This is a genomic window from Dietzia sp. 2505 (assembly GCF_040546785.1).
In the GTDB taxonomy this organism is placed as follows: domain Bacteria; phylum Actinomycetota; class Actinomycetes; order Mycobacteriales; family Mycobacteriaceae; genus Dietzia.
This window is the reverse complement of the sequence record NZ_JBEPON010000003.1, coordinates 291793-310460: the sequence shown is the minus strand read 5'-3', so window position 1 is coordinate 310460 and position 18668 is coordinate 291793. Positions and strand designations below refer to the sequence as shown.

Here is an 18668-nt window from a genome sequence, read left to right as displayed (position 1 = left end):
CACTATTCTCAGAGGCCTGAACTTGTCTGGCTTTGGGCCGATTTCTCTGATCATGTTCTCCGCACGGGCGGGCCGTCCAAAGTCCCTGCGGGTGGCGACGACGTCGTGGTAGGCGGAGCGCGCCCACGGTCGTCAACCGGTTTGACCTGCGTCGATACCGCCTGGAGCGAGATCACGTCCGGCATGGACGGACACGGCCACGCGAGGCGTCGACCGTCTCTACACGTGTGTTAACGCCGTGAGCAGGCCCTGAACCGGTGCCCCGAGTGGAGCGACCGGAGCGCCTTCAGGCCAGCGTCCTGACCCGGTCGACGGCGGCCACCGCGTCGGCCACCACCTCTACGCCCGGAGCGGCACCGGGGCGGCGCACCACGACCACCGGCACCCCGAGTTCGGTGGCCACCGCCATCTTCGGCCAGGTGTGTGAGCCGCCCGAGTCCTTGGTCACGAGCACGTCCGCCCGGTGCTCGGTGAACAGCGCCCGCTCGCCATCGGCCGAATAGGGGCCCCGGTCGAGCAGGAGGCGCCATCGGGCGGGGATCGGCCCCTCGGGCGGGTCGACCACCCTCACCAGCGCCTCGCGTGTGGCGAGCGGTCCGACGAACCGGGCCAGTGACTGCCGGCCGACGGTGAGGAACGGGCGGCCTCCGAGGTCCGCGGCGGTCGACGCCGCCTCGTCGTGCCCCGGTACCCAGTGCCACCGGTCGGCGCCGGGGGCCGCCGACCAGCCCGGGCGCTCGAGCCGGAGCAGGGGGACGCCGGCCTCCGAGCACGCGGCGGCGGCATTGGCGGAGATCCCCGCGGCGAACGGGTGCGTGGCGTCCACGACCACGCGGACATGGTGGGCCCACAGGTGGTCGCGGAGCCCCTCGACCCCGCCGAAGCCGCCGATTCGGACCCCGCCCACGGGCAGCCGTGGGCGCGCCACCCGCCCCGCCAGGGACGAGCAGAACTCGTGACCCGCGTCCTGCAGCAGTCTCGCCAGCTCCCGCGCCTCGGCGGTCCCACCCAGGACGAGGATCACCGCTCCGCCCCCGGCTGCAGGAACGGCATCTCCGGCGCGCCCTCGCGGGCCAGCTCCACCAGGGCGTCCAGATCGAGGTGCTCCTCCGCCAGATCGCCCAGCAGGTCCAGTCGCCTCTCCCGTGCGGCGGCGAAGTCCACCCCGGAGGGTTCGCGGATCCGGCCGACGCGGGCCGCGACCTCCGCCAGGTACGCCTGACGGAACCCGTCCGATTCCAGGCTGCCGTGCCACATGGTTCCCGCCACACCGTCGCGCCTCGCACCCCCGAGGAACTCGTCGTCCGCACCGAGGCCGATCCGGCCGTGGTGGATCTCGTAGCCTGCTGCCGCCTGACCGAGTGCAGACCCCACCGGCAGCCGGAGGACCTTCTCCGAATCGAACCGGGTCTCCACGTCCAGCAGCCCGAGCCCCTCGACCTCCGCCCCCTCGGGCCCCTCCACCCCCTCCGGGTCCAGGACGAGGCGGCCGAGCATCTGGAAGCCACCGCAGATCCCGAACACCGACCCCCCGGCGCGGGCGTGGTCGATCACCGCGCGGTCCAGACCGCGGGAGCGGAGCCAGGCCAGGTCGTCGATCGTCGCCCGCGTGCCGGGCAGGACCACCAGGTCCGCGCCCCGGACGGTCCGGGGGTCGGTGACGAACTCCACGTCGACGTCCGGTTCGAGCCCCAGGGCGTCGACATCGGTGAAGTTGCTGATCCGGGGCAGCCGGATCACGGCGACCCGCAACGGCCGGTCGGCGCCGGCGCGGCGACCGCCGATGTCGAGGGCGTCCTCGGAGTCCAACCACACATCGGGGCTCCAGGGCAGCACGCCGTGGACCCGCCGGCCGGTGAGCGCCTCGAGACGGTCCAGCCCCGGTCCCAGTAGCGAGGGGTCACCGCGGAACTTGTTGACGACGAAGCCTGCGACGAGCCGCTGGTCAGCCGGCTCCAGGAGTGCCACCGTGCCGTACATCGCAGCGAAGACCCCGCCGCGGTCGATGTCGCCCACCACGACCACCGGCATGTCGGCGTGACGGGCCAGGCCCATGTTGACGTAGTCGCCGGCACGGAGGTTGATCTCGGCGGGGCTCCCCGCGCCCTCGCACAACACCAGGTCGACCCGGTCGGCCAGGTCGTCGTATGCAGCATGGGCGGCGGTGGCCAGATGCGCGCGACCGTCGACGAAGTCTCGGGACGAGACCGTGCCGCCGGGGCGGCCCATCACCACCACGTGGCTGCGCCGGTCGCCGCCCGGCTTGAGCAGCACCGGGTTCATCGCCACCTCGGGCTCGGCGCGTGCCGCGAGGGCCTGGATCCACTGCGCGCGCCCGATCTCCCCGAAGCCCGCCGGGCCCCTGACGACCATCGAGTTGTTGGACATGTTCTGCGCCTTGAACGGCGCGACCCTGATGCCCCGCCGGGCGAACGCCCGGCACAGCGCCGTCACCACCACGCTCTTGCCGGCATCAGACGTGGTGCCGGCGACGAGGAGGGAGGCTGCCATGGGGATCGATCCTAGCCGCGTCCTCCCCCACCCCCACCGAGGTGCTCCGCCGAGGGGGCGACCGTCCGCGACGCCTCGATCACTCCGGCAGCGCGTCCAATCCGGTGCTCTCGAGCGCCCTGCGGCCACGGTCGGAGGTCACCAACTCGCGGAACCGGTCGGCCGCGACCCGTTCCACCTCGCCACCGGGACCGCTCTCCCCGCCGGGCACCCGGGCCAGGACGTATCGAGTCGTGCCGGCGGCCTGCATCAGGTCCCGTTCGCGGCCCTCCACCTCGACGGGCGCCACCCACCCGTTCGAACTCGCCACGTCTGTGCGGTAGATGATTCCCACGTCCATCTCACCGTCCGCGAGTCGGGCCGCGAGAGCGCGGGACCCGGCTTCCCACGTGACATCAGCAGGCTCCACCGACCAGGCTCCGAGCACCTTCTCGGTCGCCTTGCCGCACGGGGTGTCCGACGCGCACAGTCCCACCCGCAGCTCCGGACGGACCAGGTCACCCATGCCTCTGACGCCGCCGGGGTTTCCGGACGGGACCGCCACGACCACGTGGTTTCGGGCGAAGACCTGCGGCTCCACGGCCGTGCCCTGCTCCACGGCGATCTCCATCACCTCCTCACTGGCGGAGGCGAAGACGTTGAGGTCGGTGCGGTCGGGCAACCCCTCGGCGATCTCGTCCGACCGTCCCAGTTCGAGATGGACCCGGACCCCGGGGTTGTCCTCCTCGAACATCCGGATGATGTCGACGAACGCCTCGGACAACGACGGAGCGGCCGCGACCCCGAGCGAGACGACCGTGGTGGCCTCGGGCTCCTCGGTCGCGCACGCGAACCCGGAACACACCAGGGCGACGCCCAGCACCGCGATCCCCCGACGCCGCCCCACCGGTCACCCTCCGGCGAAGGGGGGCAGGACGTCGACCTCGGAGATCCCGTCGATCGACGCGAGGGGGTCGCGGGTGGTCTCCTCGCCGATGAGGAACGACGAGACCGTGACGATGCTGGCCAGTGGCTCACCGTGCCGCTCACAGACCTCGCGGGCCAGTTCACCGATGGTCGTGGCGTCCGTGTGGAGGCGCTCGCGGGCGGTGCCGGCCGCATCCTCGGCCGCCGCGTAGTACCCCACGGTGATCATTCTCGATGTCCTGCTCACGGTGTCGACTCTAACCGCTACCTGCGACGAGCAACCGTTCACTCGATGACAAGTTAGCCACCAATGTCACCCATCGGGGGAACCCGGGTCATCCGCCGATCGCACCCATCGACCTGCGCGGCCGATGGAACGCCGTCCCGCCGATCCCGTGACCGGCCTGCTTGCCCCACATCGCCCCGCGCCATACCTCGGCGACCTCCGCGTCCCCGGCACCCGAGCGCAGGACTCCCAGGACGTCGGTCTCGTCGTCGCTGAACAGGCACGACCGCACGGTCCCCTCGGCGGTCAGCCGCGTCCGGTCACAGGCCGCGCAGAAGTTCCGGGTGACGGTGGCGATCACCCCGACGTGGGCCGCGGACCCCGCCACCGATCGTCCGGCCACCTCCCACAGCTCGGCCGGGGCGGACGGGTCCTCGCGACCGGCGGGGACCAGGTCGAAGCGCGCGCCCAGCACGTCGAGCAGCTCCTGCGCCGTGACCATCTCGACCCTGGACCAGGTGTTGTCGGCGTCGAGCGGCATCTCCTCGATGAACCGCAGCTGCACGCCCTCCTCCAGTGCCCAGTCCAGCAGGTCGGGAGCCCCCGGCAGGGTGGCCCGCATCGGCACGGCGTTGACCTTGACCGGGGCGAGTCCCGCCTCGACCGCGGCCCGTACCCCGCGGAGCACCGACGGCAGCCGGTCGCGACGGGTGAGCTCGGCGAACTCGAGTCGGTTGACCGTGTCCAGGGAGATGTTGATCCGGTCGAGCCCGGCCTCGACCAGTGCGCCCACCCGGTGCTCGAGGCCCACCCCGTTGGTGGTCAGGGCGATCGGCAGGTCAGGGCACGCCGCCCGGGTCCCCGCGACGATCCTCTCGAGGTCCTGCCGCATCAGCGGTTCGCCGCCGGTGAAGCGCACCTCGCGGACCCCGAGGTCGTGATGCGCCAACGTGACCAGCCGGATCACCTCGTCGGTGGTCATGCGCGCGGCGTCCGGGATGGGCGGCAACCCCTCCTCCGGCATGCAGTACGTGCAGCGCAGAGAGCACTTCTCCGTCAGCGACACGCGCAGGTCTCGTCCGGTGCGACCGAAGGTGTCGATGAGCAACGGGGAGGCCGGCCGCGTGCCATCGGTGCGCGGCCGAGGGCTCGGGGTGTCGGGCGTGGTCACGCGCACCTCCGATCTGCCGGCCGTTCGGGTCGAGTGTAGGCGTGTGCGCGCCACCCTGCCGCCTACCGTTCCGGGACCTCCACCTCAGGGTTCGGTCCGAGCAAGGTGAGTTCGTGGATCTCGTCGCGCTCGGCCTGTGCCCTCAACTGCGGCGCGATCACCCGGGCGAGGTGGTACCCCAGCACCACCACGAGGGTGCCGAGCGCGATCCCGCCGAGCTGGAAGTCATCCGTCACGGTCAGGGTCGTGTCGCCCACGGCGATCACCACGCCCGCCGCCACCGGGACCAGGTTGAGCGGGTTGCCGAAGTCGACCCGGTTCTCCTTCCAGATCTTGGCGCCGAGCAGCCCGATCATCCCGTAGAGGACCACGGTGATCCCGCCCAGCACGCCACCGGGCGTCGCCGAGATGACGGCGCCGAGTTTGGGCGAGCAGCCCAGGAGGATCGCGGTCAGCGCCGCCACCACGTACGCGGCGGTGGAGTAGACCTTGGTCGCGGCCATCACCCCGATGTTCTCGGCGTACGTCGTCGTCGCCGATCCGCCGAACGAGGTGGCCAGGACGGTGCCGGCACCGTCGGCGGCCAGGGCGCGGCCCATCAGGCCGTCGGTCTCGGTGCGCGTGATCTCACCGATCGCCTTGACGTGGCCGGCGTTCTCGGCGATCAGGGCGATGATCCCGGGGACGATCAGCAGGACGAACGCCAGGGAGAAGTCCGGCGCGTGGATGCCCACCACGCCCGCGGCCTCGTCGGTCATGGGCGGCAACCCGAGCCACGGCGCGTCCCCGACGCCCGACCAGTCCACCCGCAGGTGCTCGGTCACCTCGCCGGCGGTGGCGCTGAACGAGGTGATGGGGCCGGTCACCAGGTCGAGCACCCAGGACAGGACGTAGCCGAAGATCAGTGCGAGGAAGATCGCGATGCGGCCGGCGAAGCCCTTCAGGCCCACCGTCATGAGGACCAGCGCGATCATCACCGTCAGCGCCACCCACTGGTCCTGCGGCCAGTAGGTCTCGGCCACCACGGGCGCCAGGTTGAAGCCCAGCAGCATCACCACGGCCCCGGTGACGACCGGGGGCAGCACGGCGGTGACCACGCGCCCGCCCACCACGTGCACGATGATGCCGACGACGGCGAGCACGGCGCCGGCCACCAGCATCGCCCCGGTGACCTCCGCACTCGTGCCACCCTGCGCGCGGATCGCCGCGACCGCCCCGACAAAGGCCACCGAGGTACCCAGGTAGCTGGGGACCTGCCCCTTGACGATCGCCAGGAACAGCAGCGTGCACACGCCGGAGAAGAGGATCGCGAGCTGGGGGTTGAGCCCCATGATGATCGGGAAGACGAACGTCGCGCCGAACATCGAGACCACGTGCTGGGCGCCGATGCCGATCGTCCGGGGCCAGCTCAGGCGCTCCATCGGGGCCACGACCTCGCCGGGCCTGATGTTCTTGCCGTCGCCGTGCACAGACCACAGCTTCCTCGAACCCCGCGCCCCGTCCGCCACCGTGTCCCCTTTGATTCGCCGCCTGCGCCCCGCGCGCGGACCGTAGGCACAGTACAACGCGATTACCGTGGGGACATGGCCTCCCACCCCGACCCCCCGACCCACCCCGCCTCCCGGCCGTCTCCCGCCGAGTACCGCGGGCTACTGCGCACCCATCTCGCACCGGTTCTGGAGCGGGCCGCGCAGAGCACGCGGTTGCCGGTCGTGGCGTGCGCGGACTCGGTGCTCGCGCAGGATCTGCTCGCGTCGGTGGACCTCCCCCTGTTCGTGAACTCCCAGATGGACGGCTACGCGGTGCGGTCGGCCGACATCGCCGGGGCCGGTGTGGACTCGCCGGTGCGGCTCCGGGTGGTGGGGACGACCCACGCCGGTGACGGACCGGGGCCGGAGGTCGACGACGACGAGGCCTGCAAGGTGATGACCGGAGCTCCCCTGCCCGGTGGTGCCGATTGTGTCGTCCCCGTGGAGGACACCTCCGTCGAGGGCTCCGCCGGCCCTGCCTCCGACTCTGCCGACGCACCGGGGTGGGTCCTGGTCCACGCCCCCCGGGCCGCCGGGGAGTTCATCCGGCGTCCCGGAGACGACGTCCGCGCGGGCGACCTCGTGCTCCCCGCCGGGGTCCGGCTCGAGGCCCGGCATCTCGCGGCGGCGGCCTCGCTCGGGGAATCCGGCCTCGACGTGCATCCACGCCCGCGGGTCGGGGTGGTGGCCACGGGCGCAGAGCTCGTCGCACCCGGGCGTCCCCTGGAGCCCGGCCAGATCTGGGAGTCCAACTCCATCACGCTCGCCGCGGCGCTCAAGGCCTGCGGGTGCGAGGTCACCGCGACCGTGATCAGCAGTGACGACCGCGACGACTTCACCGCGGCGCTCGACATCGCCGCCGGGGACGCAGACCTCGTGGTGACCGTCGGGGCCGTGTCGATGGGCGACGCCGAGGTGGTGCGTCAGGTCCTGGCGGACCGCGAGGGGTCCCGCTTCGCCCCGGTCGCCATGCAGCCCGGAGGTCCGCAGGGGCTGGCGACGTGGCGTGATGTTCCGGTGGTCTGCCTGCCGGGTAACCCCGTCAGCGCGCTGGTGTCGTTCGTGGTGTTGCTCCGCCCGGTCATCCTCGAGGCCGTGGGGCGGGCGCCGATCGGAACCCTCCGGGCCGTCCTCTCACGGGACCTCGACTCCCCCGCCGGGAAGACGCAGTATCTGCGGGGCGCGCTGGTATCCGAGCCGCCCGCCGCGCCCTCCGGCGGGGACCTGCCCGGCATCCCCACGGTCGACCCGGTCTCCGGCCCGGGATCACATCTCGTGGCGTCCATGGCCCGGGCCGACGTGCTCATCGAGGTCCCCACCGACGTGACCTCCCTGGCCGCGGGGGACGAGGTGGCCGTCATCCCGCTGTAGTGGGCCTTCAACGACAAGAGCGTCCCGCACTCTCATCACTCGCGCGATGTGTGCGGAACGCTCTTGTCGACGGGCCGGGACCCGGGGTCAGAACCAGTGTTTACGACCACCGACCGCGCGGCCGGCTGCGCCGAGGATGAAGAGGATCACGCCGATCGCCACGAGCACGAGACCGATCGTCCAGAGGATGGGGATGTCCAAGAGGAATCCGAGGATCAACAGAATTGCGCCAAGAATGATCATTGGGTCGTCCTTTCACTAGTCCGGTTCTGGAGTGGCCTGAGCGTACAACGGTTCAACATTCGCCACGACCGCTGTCAGGCGTTCCGCCGCCGAACGGGCCGGCGACTTCGCCTCACCTCGGCGAGATCGGCCCTCGGGCCCCACTCCCAGCGCTACCCTGAGAGAACTCTCATCATTGCGGGCGGGACGAGCCGCCCAGCTGTCGCGGCAATGCCGCGATCCGACACATCCGGCACCACCCCGATCGACCCCCGGAACCGCCCTCCCCGATCTCCGACGCGGTTCCCCGGTCGGCTCGGCCAGGTCAACCAGGGGTCCACCATGTCGCAATCGCCCACCTCGTCGTCGTCCCGTTCCCTCCCCACCGGTCCGCCCGCCGCGTCGATCCCCCGCCGCGCCTTCCTCGGTGGCACCGGGCTGCTCTTCGCCGCGGGTGCCGCGGGCGCCACGTTCGGCTCCTCCGCGATCCCGGGCACCACTCCCGCCGCCGGGGCCGCGGTCGGGGAGGGCCGGATCCGGAGGCGCCCCAACATCGTCATCATCATGACCGATCAGGAACGGCGGCCCATGTTCTGGCCGGAGGGATGGGCCGCGCAGAACCTGCCGCAGCGCCAGCGGTTGATCGACACCGGCCTGTCGTTCAACTACAACGCCTGCAACTCCACGATGTGCTCACCCAGCCGCAGCACCATGTTCACCGGCGTCTACCCCGCCCAGCACGGCGTCTACCGCACCCTCACCTCGGGCGGGAGCCTGTCGGACGCCGAACCCCAGTTGTCCCCGACCACGCCCAACATGGCCGGCCTGCTCGCCTCCGCCGGGTACGACGTCCACTATCGCGGGAAGTGGCACATGAGCAAGGGCGCCGACGGCCTGGACCCCACTCCCGCCGACGTCGAGAGCTTCGGCTTCCACGGGTGGAGCCCCCCGGAGGCCGGGCAGGACATCAAGCCGGAGAACTTCGGAGGCGGAACCGCGAACAACGACCAGCGCTACGCAGACGAGGCCGTGGCGTTCCTGAACTCGGTGCCGAACGACCCGGATCGGCCGTTCGCACTGGTCGCCAGCTTCGCGAACCCTCACGACATCCTGGCCTACCCCCAGACCTGGGACCTGGAGATGCCCGACGGTGGCACCAACTACCTCGATGCGGCGCCGGGCTGCTTCCAGATGGGCATCGAGCTGCCGCCCACGTTCACCGAGGTGCTGGCACTCAACCACAAGCCACGCGCCCAGACCCAGATCAACCTGGCCTCCCAGTTGGGGCTCGGCCCCCTGGTGGGCGAGGAGAAGGCCCGCAACTACGCCAACCTCTACGCCTACATGCAACAGGTCGTGGACCGACACATCGGCGCCGTCATCGACGCGGTGGAGAGCAACGACCTGCGGCAGGACACGATCATCATCCGGGTCTCCGACCACGGCGAGATGGCCATGTCCCACGGCGGGATGCGCCAGAAGGTGTTCAACGCCTACGAGGAGACGATGCTGGTGCCGCTGGTCATCAGCAACCCCGGACTGTTCCCGACCGGGGTGACGACCGATGCCCTGTCGACTCTCGTGGACCTCATGCCCACCCTCGCGACGATCGCCGAGGTGGCGCCCGAGGTGCGAGCGGGTTTCGACTTCCGCGGGACCGACCTGTCGCCGATCATCGCCGACGCCGTCGAGAACCCGGGGGCCCCGACCCGAGAGGTGCAGGACGTCATCCACTACGTCTTCGACGACGACAACATCGGCCAACCCGACGGGCAGACCTCGGTCACCCAGCCGAACCATCTGCGCACGGTCCGGGACCGCACCCGCAAGTTCACGATGTATTTCGACCCCCAGTGGGTAGAGCCCCCGGTCTTCGAGATGTACGACCTCGCAGCGGACCCCCTGGAGCTGCGCAATCTCGCGGACCCCTTCGCCCCACTGCAGTTCCGGGCCGACATGTTCGCCGAGATGCTGCCGGTCCTCCTGGCACAGATGGCGGAGAAGGGGACCACTCCCGTCGGGATGCCGGTCGACCTGCCGCTTCCGACGGGCCCGATGGGATCGCTCGGGTCGGTGGGGTCCTGAGGGGCCGTCAGCGCGTGGTCACTCCGTCCAGCGCCTGCTGCCAGAAGTCAGCCTCCAACCGGGTGGCCGTGCGGAACACCTCGGAGAGCTCGTCCAGGCGGCGGTCGGTCAGCCCTCCCTCGGACAGCACCTCGAGCTGCGCGATCGCGGCGCGGGACGCGGCGGTGAACTCCGCACCCGAGTACTCGGCGATCCACTCGCCGTACGGGTGCCCGACCCGCCCGCCTTCCGCTGTGTCGTCCTCCCCCGTGCCACCGTGCTCCGCGAGCCGAGGCTGCAGGTGTGCCCCGATCTCCGCGTAGCCGATGGTGCACGGCGCCAACGCCACGTGCAGGTCGAGCAGATCGCCCACCATGCCGCAGTCGAGCACGTAGCGCGTGTAGGCGACGGTGGCCTGCTTCTCGGCGGCGGCCTCGAGTTCGGTGCGTGGGATGCCCCAGCGCTCGGTCAGCCGCAGGTGCAGCTCGGTCTCCGCCAGGATCGCCCCCGTGGCATGGTGGGCCGCGGTGATCTCGGCCAGCGTGCGGCTCTTGAACGCGGCCAACGCGTTGGCGCGCGCGAACTGCACCAGGAAGTGGAAGTCCTGGATCAGGTAGTCGCGGAAGGCCTCGAGAGGCAACGTCCCGCGCCCGAGTTCCTCGACGAACTCGTGCCGGGTGTAGGCCTCCCACTCGGGACGGCAGCGGTTCTTGAGGGTCTCGAACAGGGTCAACTCAGGTCTCCTCGGTGATGGGATCGGACACGGCTGGGCGGAACGCCCTCCCACCGGGTGAACGTACGGGTGAAGGTGGCGGTCTCGGAATACCCGAGTTCGCGCGCCACCTCCGACACCGGGACACGCAGCGCCAGTAGTTCCAGAGCGCGGTGATGCCTCACCTCGTCGAGCACCCGCCGGAACGAGGTCCCCTCCGCGGCCAGGCGGCGACGCAGGGTGCGGACGTCGACGTGCAGCTCACCGGCCACCTCCGCCATCGCCGGCCAGCTCCCGCGTTCGTGCTGCAGCCGACTGCGGACCTGCCCCGCCACGCCCACCCGCGCCACCCGGTCGTCGAGCAGTTCGCGGCACTGCCTCTCGAACAGCTTCGCCGTGTTCTCGTCGCCCTGCGGCAGCCGCGTGTCCAGCCGCTCACGGGTGATCGCCAGACGGTTCCGCTCGGCATGCGGCCGGACCGCGCCGGCGGTCAGCCCCCATGCCTCACCCACCATCACGGCGCTCTCCGGGCCGAGGGTCGTCTCGAGGCCTGTGACGCCCACATCGATGTGGGCTCCACGGAGGGCCGCCGCCAACCCCGCCAGGTCGCGTTCCACCACGAAGGCGCGGACATCCGCGGGGATCTCGTCGTCCGCGGCGATCAGGAAGGCCGCCCCTGGGTCGGTCTCGGAAGCGGCATCCTCCTCGAGCGAGAACCGCAGGTGCGTGGGCGAGAGCGCGAGGTACGGGATGGCCCTGTCGAGCGCCGCCCGCACGGTGGGCCCCGCGAGCATCATGAAGCCGATGACGCCGGTCCGCCCGAGGGTCGAATGTGCCCCGATGCCGGCCCCCAGTCCCGGCCGGTCCCCGAGTCGGCCCAGCAGATTGCGGATCACCACGAACTCCTGGTGCGCCCAGATCTGCGCGATCTCGTCGTCGAGATCCAGGGGGTCGAGCCCGGTCCCGGCCAGGCACTCCCTCGTCGTCATCCCGCGTGCGACGCCACCGTCAACCATGATGCGGATCCCCTCGGTGCCGCGAGGCACCGCCCACACCGGCGAGGACGAGCCCGGACTCGACGGCGAGGTCATCGCCCGACCGTATCAACGCACACCGCGTCGTGACCGAAAATGCCAACTATGCGACCGCCGGTGCCCTATCCCCGCTCCCCGCCAGTGGCTACCGTCACATCCATGACTCTCGCCAGCGACACGACCACCGGTACCGAACCGGCAGGACCGACCGGGCTGGCCGAGGCGATCGGGCAGCTCTACGCACGGGCCAAGGCAGAGGTGGGCCAGGAGGACCTGGACCACATCCGCCACGTCACCGCCTACGGGCAGGCCATCGACGCCCGCCGCCGCGAGTTGTTGCGCGAGGGGGGTCCGCGCGCGATCCGCCGGGCCACCGCGCTGGAGATGATGTACCGGCTCATGCAGTTCTCCGAGCTGGGCCACAACATCGTCCACGGCAGTTACGACCACCTGCCGGGCAACGGCGACTACCACTCGGATCGCTACGACTGGGACTTCAACGTCGACGTCGACCACTGGAAGACGATGCACCACGCGGGCCACCACCCCAACACCAACATCGTGGGCAAGGACCACGACCTCGGCTACAGCGTCTTCCGCGGCAGCGCGGGCCAGGACTGGTACGGCCACCACCTCGGCCAGGTGGCGTTCATCTCCGCGCTCGCCGCCATGGCCCCGGTCGCGGCGCCGTTCTTCCTGGCCAACATCGCGCGCAAGGTCGAGGGCCGCCCGTTCTTCAGCTCGTACGCCCTGCGCTCACCCGCAAGGATCGCCCGGCGGGACGCGCGCCGCCGCTTCGTGGACGAGCCCTTCCGTTCCGGATGGAAGCCGCTGCCGACCCTGGTGGCCAACTACCTCGGCGGGGTCACCGGGTACATGTCCGTGTTGTTCCTGGTGCTCATCGAACACCACGCGGGTGAGCTGGAACTGTTCACCGATCCCGGCCCCGACGAGACCCCCGACCAGTACTACGAGCGGCAGATCCGGGCGACCCGCAACTTCCTGCCGAGCCCGCAGATGGACGAGGCGCTGACCCGCATCCTGGAGGAGGAGGTCCCGTTCGACGATCGCCCCGACCTGCGGATCTTCTACGGCGGCCTGGACACGCACGTCGAGCACCACCTGTTCCCCGACCTGCCCCCGTCCATGCAGCGCAAGATCGCGCCGGAGGTGCGCGCCATCGCCGCCCGGTACGGACTGCCCTATCACGAGACCCCGCTGCTGGAGACGGTGCCGCTCATCGCCAAGACGCTCACGGGCCTGTCCGTGCCGTTCGGCGAGCGGGAGTTCGGGCGGCCGGCCGAGTTGCTGCGGGACCCCCTCGCGCTCGGGCGCCGCGTGGTCTCGGGCTTCACGTATCGACCCCTGCCCGAGTCCCCGTACCTGGACAAACCGCGCTTCCACAACGTCCCGGCGAAGGTCCTGTCGGCCACGCCTGTCGCCGGCGGTGACGCGCTCTCCGTGCGCCTGGCCAGGCCGCGTGGCTGGGAGGACGTGGAGTGGGACGCCGGGGCGTACGTGTCGGTGCGGGTGGAGGTCGACGACGACGACCACGGCACCGGCACCAGCACCGCCAGCGGCCCCGTCGAGCTGGTCCGCCAGTACAGCCTCGTCCGCGACAGCACCGACTCGCGCCTCGACGGATCGGACGCCCTGGAGATCTGCGTCAAGCGAGTCGCAGGGGGTCGGGTCTCCGCCCGGCTGAACGACACGCTCAAGGCGGGGCGATACGTCACGCTGGTCGGCGTGCCGCAGTCGTCGGGCGACTTCGCGATGGAGTCCCCGGCCGCCCCGTCACTGCTCATCGCCGGCGGGGTGGGCATCACGCCGATCATCAGCCTGCTGCGCCGCATCGCCCGCGACGCCGGGGCCGGGGCCGGCACAGGGGCCGACGCGATCGTGCTCTACTTCAACCGCGACGAGCGCTCCGTGATCTACGAGGCCGAGCTCCGCCGGCTGGCCCGCGACTCGGGCATCACGCTGCACCTGTTCACCGACGCCCCGTCCGAGCGCGACGGCCTGACCACCGGCCGACCGGATCCCGAGCTACTGCGGCGCCTCGTTCCGGACGCCGCCGACCGCGAGACCTACGTGTGCGCGCCGGCAGCCGTGATCGATCTGGCCCGCGGCTGGCTGCGGGATCTCGGACAGCCGGCCGAGCGCTTCCACGCCGAGTCGTTCACCGCCCCCGAGCTCGAGCGTCCGGCGGACGACGGCAGTCGCTACACCGTGCGCTTCCGTCGCAGCGGGACGTCGGTCGAGATCGACGGGGCCACGACCCTCCTCGAGGCGGCGGGCCGGGCGGGCATCGCCGTCCCGACCGGATGTGAACGCGGACTGTGCAAGGCATGCGTGACCGGCAAGCTCAGCGGCACCACGAGCGCGGAGGCCCGCGCGGCCGCAGGTGCGACCGACGCCGTCGTCCAGGAGCGGATCACCGTGTGCACGTCCATGGCCAGCTCGGACATCGAGCTGGACCTCTAGCCCCCGCCCTGTCCGGTCCCGAGTTCCCTGGTGGGCCCGTCGCGTTCCGCGGTGGATCCATCGAGAAGGACGTTCCGCGCATTTCTACTCGGCGGATGTGCGTGGAACGCTCTTCCGGACTCTGGCGTCGGGTCTCTGGCGTCGGGGCTCTGGAGGTCGGGGCTCTGGAGGTCGGGGCTCACCACTTGCCGCGCGTGTACTGCGGCGGGTACGGCGCATCGCGCCAGTTCACACCGAGCTCGGCGGCCGCGCGCTGGGGCCAGGCGGGCTCGCGCAGTCCGGCGCGGCCCAGGAAGACGACGTCCGCACGCCCGTCCACCAGCACCTGCTCGGCGAACACCGGGTCGCTGATGAGACCCACCGCTCCGGCCAACACCGCGCCGGACGCCCGGACCTCCTCCGCCAGCGGGACCTGGTATCCCTGCTCGAGTGGCACCGGTGGAACCGCGGGGGTGTTGGCGGCGGACGAGACGTCCACGAGGTCGACGCCGTGCTCGGCGAGGTGGCCCGCCAGCCAGCGCGAATCCTCCGGGGACCAGCCGCCGGTCACCCAGTCCGTCGCCGAGATGCGGACGAACAACGGCTTGCCCTCGGGCCAGAACTGACGGACCGCATCGCAGATCTCCACCAGGAGTCGGGCGCGGTTCTCGCGGGAGCCGCCGTACTCGTCCGTCCGCTCGTTGGACAGGGGTGAGAGGAACTCGTGGACGAGGTACCCGTGCGCCGCATGGATCTCGACCACGTCGAACCCGGCCTGATCCGCGCGTCGGGCGGCGTCGGCGAAGGCGGTCACGACGTCCCGGATCCCCTCGAGGTCCAGCGCGACGGGGGTGGCCATGTCGCCGAACGGGATCGCCGAGGGGGCCACGGTGCTCCATCCACCCTCCTCCACCGGCAGCGACCCGGTGGGCTCTCCCGGAAAGGCCCTGTAGGTCGACGCCTTGCGACCGGCGTGCGCCAGCTGGATCCCGATCGCCGCGCCCTGCGAGTGCACGAAGTCCACGATCGGTGCCCACGCGTCCCGCTGCGCGTCGTTCCACAACCCGGCGTCGTGGGCGCTGATGCGACCCTCCGGTACCACCGCGGACGCCTCCGCGAGGATCAGCCCGAACCCGCCCTGCGCCCGCGCGCCGAGGTGCACCAGATGCCACGGGGTGGGGACACCGTCACGGGCGTCGCACGAGTACTGGCACATCGGCGACAGCCACGCGCGGTTCCGGATCTCGAGATCGCGGATGCGGATGGGGTCGAAGAGCAGTGGCATGCCACCGATTAAACCCGCGCCGGCCGGGTCCGGGTCGCCGGGGACCACCCCCGGGCGGGCACTCACGCACCCCGCCGCCGCCGACTAGCGTGGGCGCCATGACCGACGCCCAGACCGGACCGGGTTCCTCCTCGGAGCCGACGCCGACCCAGCCGCAGCTGACCCATCTCGACGCCGAGGGCCGGGTCCGGATGGTCGACGTGGGCGACAAGGCCGTCACCACCCGCACCGCCACCGCCGAGGGGGTCTTCCGCACCCGGCCGGAGGTGGTGACCATGGTCGCGGGCGACGACCTGGGCAAGGCCGACGTGCTGGCCACCGCCCGGTTGGCCGGGATCGGCGCCGCCAAGAAGACCTCCGAGCTGATCCCCCTGTGCCACCAGATCCCCCTGAACTCGGTCAAGGTCCGCTTCGACCTCGACGCGCCGGCCGGCGAGATCCGGGTGTCGGCCACCGCAAAGACGACCGGCCGCACGGGGGTGGAGATGGAGGTGCTCACCGCCGTATCGGTGGCCGGTCTGACGCTGCACGACATGGTCAAGGCCGTCGACCCCCTGGCCACCATGGACGGGGTCAGGCTGGCCGCCAAGACCGGCGGCAAGCGGGGCGACTGGACCAGGGAGTCCGACGACGAGTCGGCTCACGCGTCCACCGGGCGGGCCGCGGTGGAGACGGGCCGGAGCGCCGTCGTCGTCGTCTCCTCCACCGCCGCCGCGCACGGGCGACGGGAGGACACCACCGGCCCCGCCATCGAGGGCTGGCTCCTCGAGCGCGGTTTCTCCCCGGTCGAGGTCCACGTGGTCCCCGACGCCGAGATCGCCGCGGTGGTGACCGAACAGGTCCGCCGCTCCCCGGCCGTCCTGCTGACCACCGGCGGCACCGGGGTCGCCCCTGATGACCGCACCCCCGAGGCCACTGCGCCCCACCTGGAGCTCGAGCTGCCCGGCGTCGCCGAGGCGATGCGCGCCCGCGGCCTGGCCTCGACCCCCACCGCCGCCATGAGCCGCGGCCTGGCGGGCTTCGCCGGACGTACCCTGGTGGCGAACCTCCCGGGCTCTTCGGGCGGGGTACGCGACGGACTGGCGGTACTCGACGGACTGCTGGACCACCTGCTCGCCGTCCACGCCCACGGCGGTGGACACTGACCGTCCCCGCCCGCAGCCGCCCGGGACCGAATCGCGAGGAGGAACCGACCATGACCGTCCGCAGTCCACTCGTGCAGATCACCGAGACCACGATCGACCCCCGTGAGGTCGAGAAGGCCGTCTGGAGTACCGCCGACGGGGCCATGGTCACGTTCTCCGGTGTGGTACGCGACCACGATCACGGTCGCGACGTCCTCGACATCGAGTACTCGGCCCACCCCACGGCGCAGGACGTCCTGGAACGGCTCTGCGACGAGGTGGCGACCGAACACACCTCTCCCGACCTCGAGAAGGGCGGGCCGCTCGACCCGCGGCGCTCCGTCCGAATCGGTGCGGTGCACCGGGTGGGGGTGCTGTCGGTGGGCGAGGTCGCCGTGGTGGTGGTGGCCGTGGCGCCGCACCGGGCCGAGGCCTTCGCCGCCTGCTCGGAGCTGATCGAACGGCTCAAGCGGACAGTGCCCATCTGGAAGCGGCAGCGCTTCAGCGACGGGGTCTCCGAATGGGTGGGCGTCGGCGACTGCTGAGTCGGTCAGGCCGGCCGTCTGCGGGATCCGTGCCTGCCGCGACGAGGAGGGTTGACCAGCGTGCCGTCGTCGGCGATGGTGCGATCCGCGTAGGCGTTCCACTCGCGTTCCCGGATGGCGTCACGAGCACGGGCCAGGGGGCCCTTGGGTCTGGTGCGGTGTTCGTGTCCGGTGTCGGTGATGATGACGAGCTCACCCAACGGCCCGGACCGGTAGGCGTTGGTCCCGAACGTCTTCTCGCGGTGGTGTTTCCGACACAGGCAGACGAGGTTCCACTCGGTGGTCGGCCCGCCGAGTTGAGGGTCCTTCTTGTTGAACGCGAGCACATGATCCACATCGCAGTTCTTCGCGGGAACCGAGCACCCCGGGTGCCGGCAGGTGCCGTCGCGCAGACGGATGCGTTCGGCCATCGCCGGGGTGATCACGTAGCGCAGGGCGTGTTCCGGGGAGTCGAGCACGCCCGGGGCAGGGTCGATGAGCTCGAACCGCACGCTCGCGTCGTCGCCCTCGAGCAGCTCCGTGCAGAGCCACTCGAAGCTGCTGTACGTGCCGTGGACGAACTCGACACGGTTGGGCAGGCCCCGGGCCGCGGAGGCGATCACGCTGATGCGGATCGGCTGACCGGCCCGCGCGGCATTGCCCAGTGTGGGCCGGGGAAGGTCCGCCCCGACCCTGACGTCGCCGAGTTCGATGCCGTCGTGCTCGATGCCGTCGTGCACGGACTCGGGAGCAGCGGCGGAGCCGGTGTCAGCCGCGGACCGGCCGTCATCAGACGGGTAGACGGCGAGCGCGGCGAGGGCGTCGGCGCGGAGCTGGTCCATGGGACGATCCAGCCCGTCCGCCGATGCGGCCGACGCGTCGGTGTCGATGCGACGCCGAAGCAGTTCGGCATCGGCAGCGCTGAGCCTGGCCCACATCGTGGCCATGCCGTTGCGGGCGCCGAGGAATCGGACGGAGCGGGTAGCGGCCGCAGCGGCGGCGGCGTCCTCCGCGGCAGCCGGGTCGTGTCTCTCCACGGCATCATCGATCAGGGAGTCCACCGCGACGCGGCTCGGCCGGTCACCACCGTCGAGGTCCTCCATGACGCGCGCGACCACCTCGTCCTCCACGTCCGACACGATCGCGTCGGGCACCTCGGCCAGGCGGCACGCGATGTCGATCGCCAACTGTTCGGGCGTCAGCCCGCGGTCGACCGTGGACCGCAGACGAGGCAGTCGCCGGTGGATCTGCGTTCCGGCCGTCACCAACCGGGCAGCATGCCAACACGTGAGCTGACACGCCGCCACGAGGTGATCGCGGGCCCGCGCCTGCGGATCCAACCGCGCGTACGCGGGCCGGCGCGAACCGTCGGCTTCCTCGTCGGCCCGTGCCCGTTCGGACCGAGCGAACTGTTCGACAAGGACATGTGCCGCTGCCAGCCTCGTGGCCCCGGCGCGGTTCTGCGCCAGCGTCGCGGCACGGGCCGCCTCGCTGACGGCTTCCGCGTCGACCATGCCGAGGGGCTC

The 18668-nt window shown here is 71.4% G+C and carries 16 protein-coding genes; 5 read left to right on the top strand and 11 right to left on the bottom strand.

The window, feature by feature from the left end; all coding sequences use genetic code 11:
* Nucleotides 1–286: 286 nt before the first annotated feature.
* The 6 genes from ABIE38_RS08340 to ABIE38_RS08315 all read right to left on the bottom strand — a co-directional run bounded on the left by ABIE38_RS08340 (nt 287) and on the right by ABIE38_RS08315 (nt 6235).
* Entirely contained in the window at nt 287–1024 is a 738-nt protein-coding gene (locus ABIE38_RS08340; protein ID WP_354055284.1) for a cobalt-precorrin-6A reductase, read from the bottom strand.
* The gene (locus tag ABIE38_RS08335) at nt 1021–2511 is read right to left on the bottom strand and encodes a cobyric acid synthase (protein ID WP_354055282.1); all 1491 of its coding nucleotides are present in this window, start codon (nt 2509–2511) and stop codon (nt 1021–1023) included. The genes ABIE38_RS08340 and ABIE38_RS08335 overlap by 4 nt, the downstream gene beginning before the upstream one ends.
* A 79-nt stretch (nt 2512–2590) precedes the next feature.
* Nucleotides 2591–3397, bottom strand: a complete 807-nt coding sequence (locus tag ABIE38_RS08330) for a molybdate ABC transporter substrate-binding protein (protein WP_354055280.1) — start codon at nt 3395–3397, stop codon at nt 2591–2593.
* Between the two features lie 3 nt (nt 3398–3400).
* Nucleotides 3401–3664, bottom strand: a complete 264-nt coding sequence (locus ABIE38_RS08325) for a hypothetical protein (RefSeq protein WP_354055278.1) — start codon at nt 3662–3664, stop codon at nt 3401–3403.
* Nucleotides 3665–3752: 88 nt separating this feature from the next.
* Nucleotides 3753–4814 carry a GTP 3',8-cyclase MoaA gene (moaA, locus tag ABIE38_RS08320; RefSeq protein ID WP_354055276.1) on the bottom strand — a complete coding sequence of 354 codons (1062 nt, stop codon included), beginning with the start codon at nt 4812–4814 and terminating at the stop codon, nt 3753–3755.
* 62 nt (nt 4815–4876) lie between these two features.
* Nucleotides 4877–6235 carry a uracil-xanthine permease family protein gene (locus ABIE38_RS08315; RefSeq protein ID WP_354055570.1) on the bottom strand — a complete coding sequence of 453 codons (1359 nt, stop codon included), beginning with the start codon at nt 6233–6235 and terminating at the stop codon, nt 4877–4879.
* 162 nt (nt 6236–6397) lie between these two features.
* Here ABIE38_RS08315 and ABIE38_RS08310 point away from each other — a divergent pair, with 162 nt between their 5' ends.
* Complete coding sequence (locus ABIE38_RS08310) at nt 6398–7714, top strand: molybdopterin molybdotransferase MoeA (protein ID WP_354055274.1); 1317 nt, start codon at nt 6398–6400, stop codon at nt 7712–7714.
* 87 nt (nt 7715–7801) lie between these two features.
* On the opposite strand, the gene ABIE38_RS08305 is transcribed toward ABIE38_RS08310, so the two are convergent.
* Entirely contained in the window at nt 7802–7957 is a 156-nt protein-coding gene (locus ABIE38_RS08305; protein WP_179524124.1) for a DUF6131 family protein, read from the bottom strand.
* A 321-nt stretch (nt 7958–8278) separates the two neighbouring features.
* On the opposite strand from ABIE38_RS08305, the gene ABIE38_RS08300 reads away from it, so the two are divergent.
* Complete coding sequence (locus ABIE38_RS08300; protein ID WP_354055272.1) at nt 8279–10021, top strand: sulfatase family protein; 1743 nt, start codon at nt 8279–8281, stop codon at nt 10019–10021.
* 7 nt (nt 10022–10028) lie between these two features.
* On the opposite strand, the gene ABIE38_RS08295 is transcribed toward ABIE38_RS08300, so the two are convergent.
* Nucleotides 10029–10733, bottom strand: a complete 705-nt coding sequence (locus tag ABIE38_RS08295) for a TenA family protein (RefSeq protein ID WP_354055270.1) — start codon at nt 10731–10733, stop codon at nt 10029–10031.
* Complete coding sequence (locus ABIE38_RS08290) at nt 10730–11803, bottom strand: AraC family transcriptional regulator ligand-binding domain-containing protein (protein ID WP_354055268.1); 1074 nt, start codon at nt 11801–11803, stop codon at nt 10730–10732. Before ABIE38_RS08290 ends, ABIE38_RS08295 begins: the two co-directional genes overlap by 4 nt.
* Before the next feature lie 102 nt (nt 11804–11905).
* On the opposite strand from ABIE38_RS08290, the gene ABIE38_RS08285 reads away from it, so the two are divergent.
* Nucleotides 11906–14230 carry a fatty acid desaturase gene (locus ABIE38_RS08285; protein ID WP_354055266.1) on the top strand — a complete coding sequence of 775 codons (2325 nt, stop codon included), beginning with the start codon at nt 11906–11908 and terminating at the stop codon, nt 14228–14230.
* A 178-nt stretch (nt 14231–14408) separates the two neighbouring features.
* On the opposite strand, the gene ABIE38_RS08280 is transcribed toward ABIE38_RS08285, so the two are convergent.
* On the bottom strand, nt 14409–15494 hold the full coding sequence (locus tag ABIE38_RS08280; protein WP_354055264.1) for an NADH:flavin oxidoreductase/NADH oxidase: 1086 nt from the start codon (nt 15492–15494) through the stop codon (nt 14409–14411).
* Between the two features lie 98 nt (nt 15495–15592).
* On the opposite strand from ABIE38_RS08280, the gene moaCB reads away from it, so the two are divergent.
* A complete protein-coding gene (gene moaCB / locus ABIE38_RS08275; RefSeq protein WP_354055262.1) occupies nt 15593–16639 on the top strand; it encodes a bifunctional molybdenum cofactor biosynthesis protein MoaC/MoaB in 1047 nt (348 codons plus the stop codon).
* Nucleotides 16640–16689: 50 nt separating this feature from the next.
* The gene (locus ABIE38_RS08270; RefSeq protein ID WP_354055260.1) at nt 16690–17163 is read left to right on the top strand and encodes a molybdenum cofactor biosynthesis protein MoaE; all 474 of its coding nucleotides are present in this window, start codon (nt 16690–16692) and stop codon (nt 17161–17163) included.
* A 5-nt stretch (nt 17164–17168) separates the two neighbouring features.
* On the opposite strand, the gene ABIE38_RS08265 is transcribed toward ABIE38_RS08270, so the two are convergent.
* The gene (locus ABIE38_RS08265; RefSeq protein ID WP_354055568.1) at nt 17169–18656 is read right to left on the bottom strand and encodes an HNH endonuclease signature motif containing protein; all 1488 of its coding nucleotides are present in this window, start codon (nt 18654–18656) and stop codon (nt 17169–17171) included.
* Nucleotides 18657–18668: the final 12 nt, after the last annotated feature.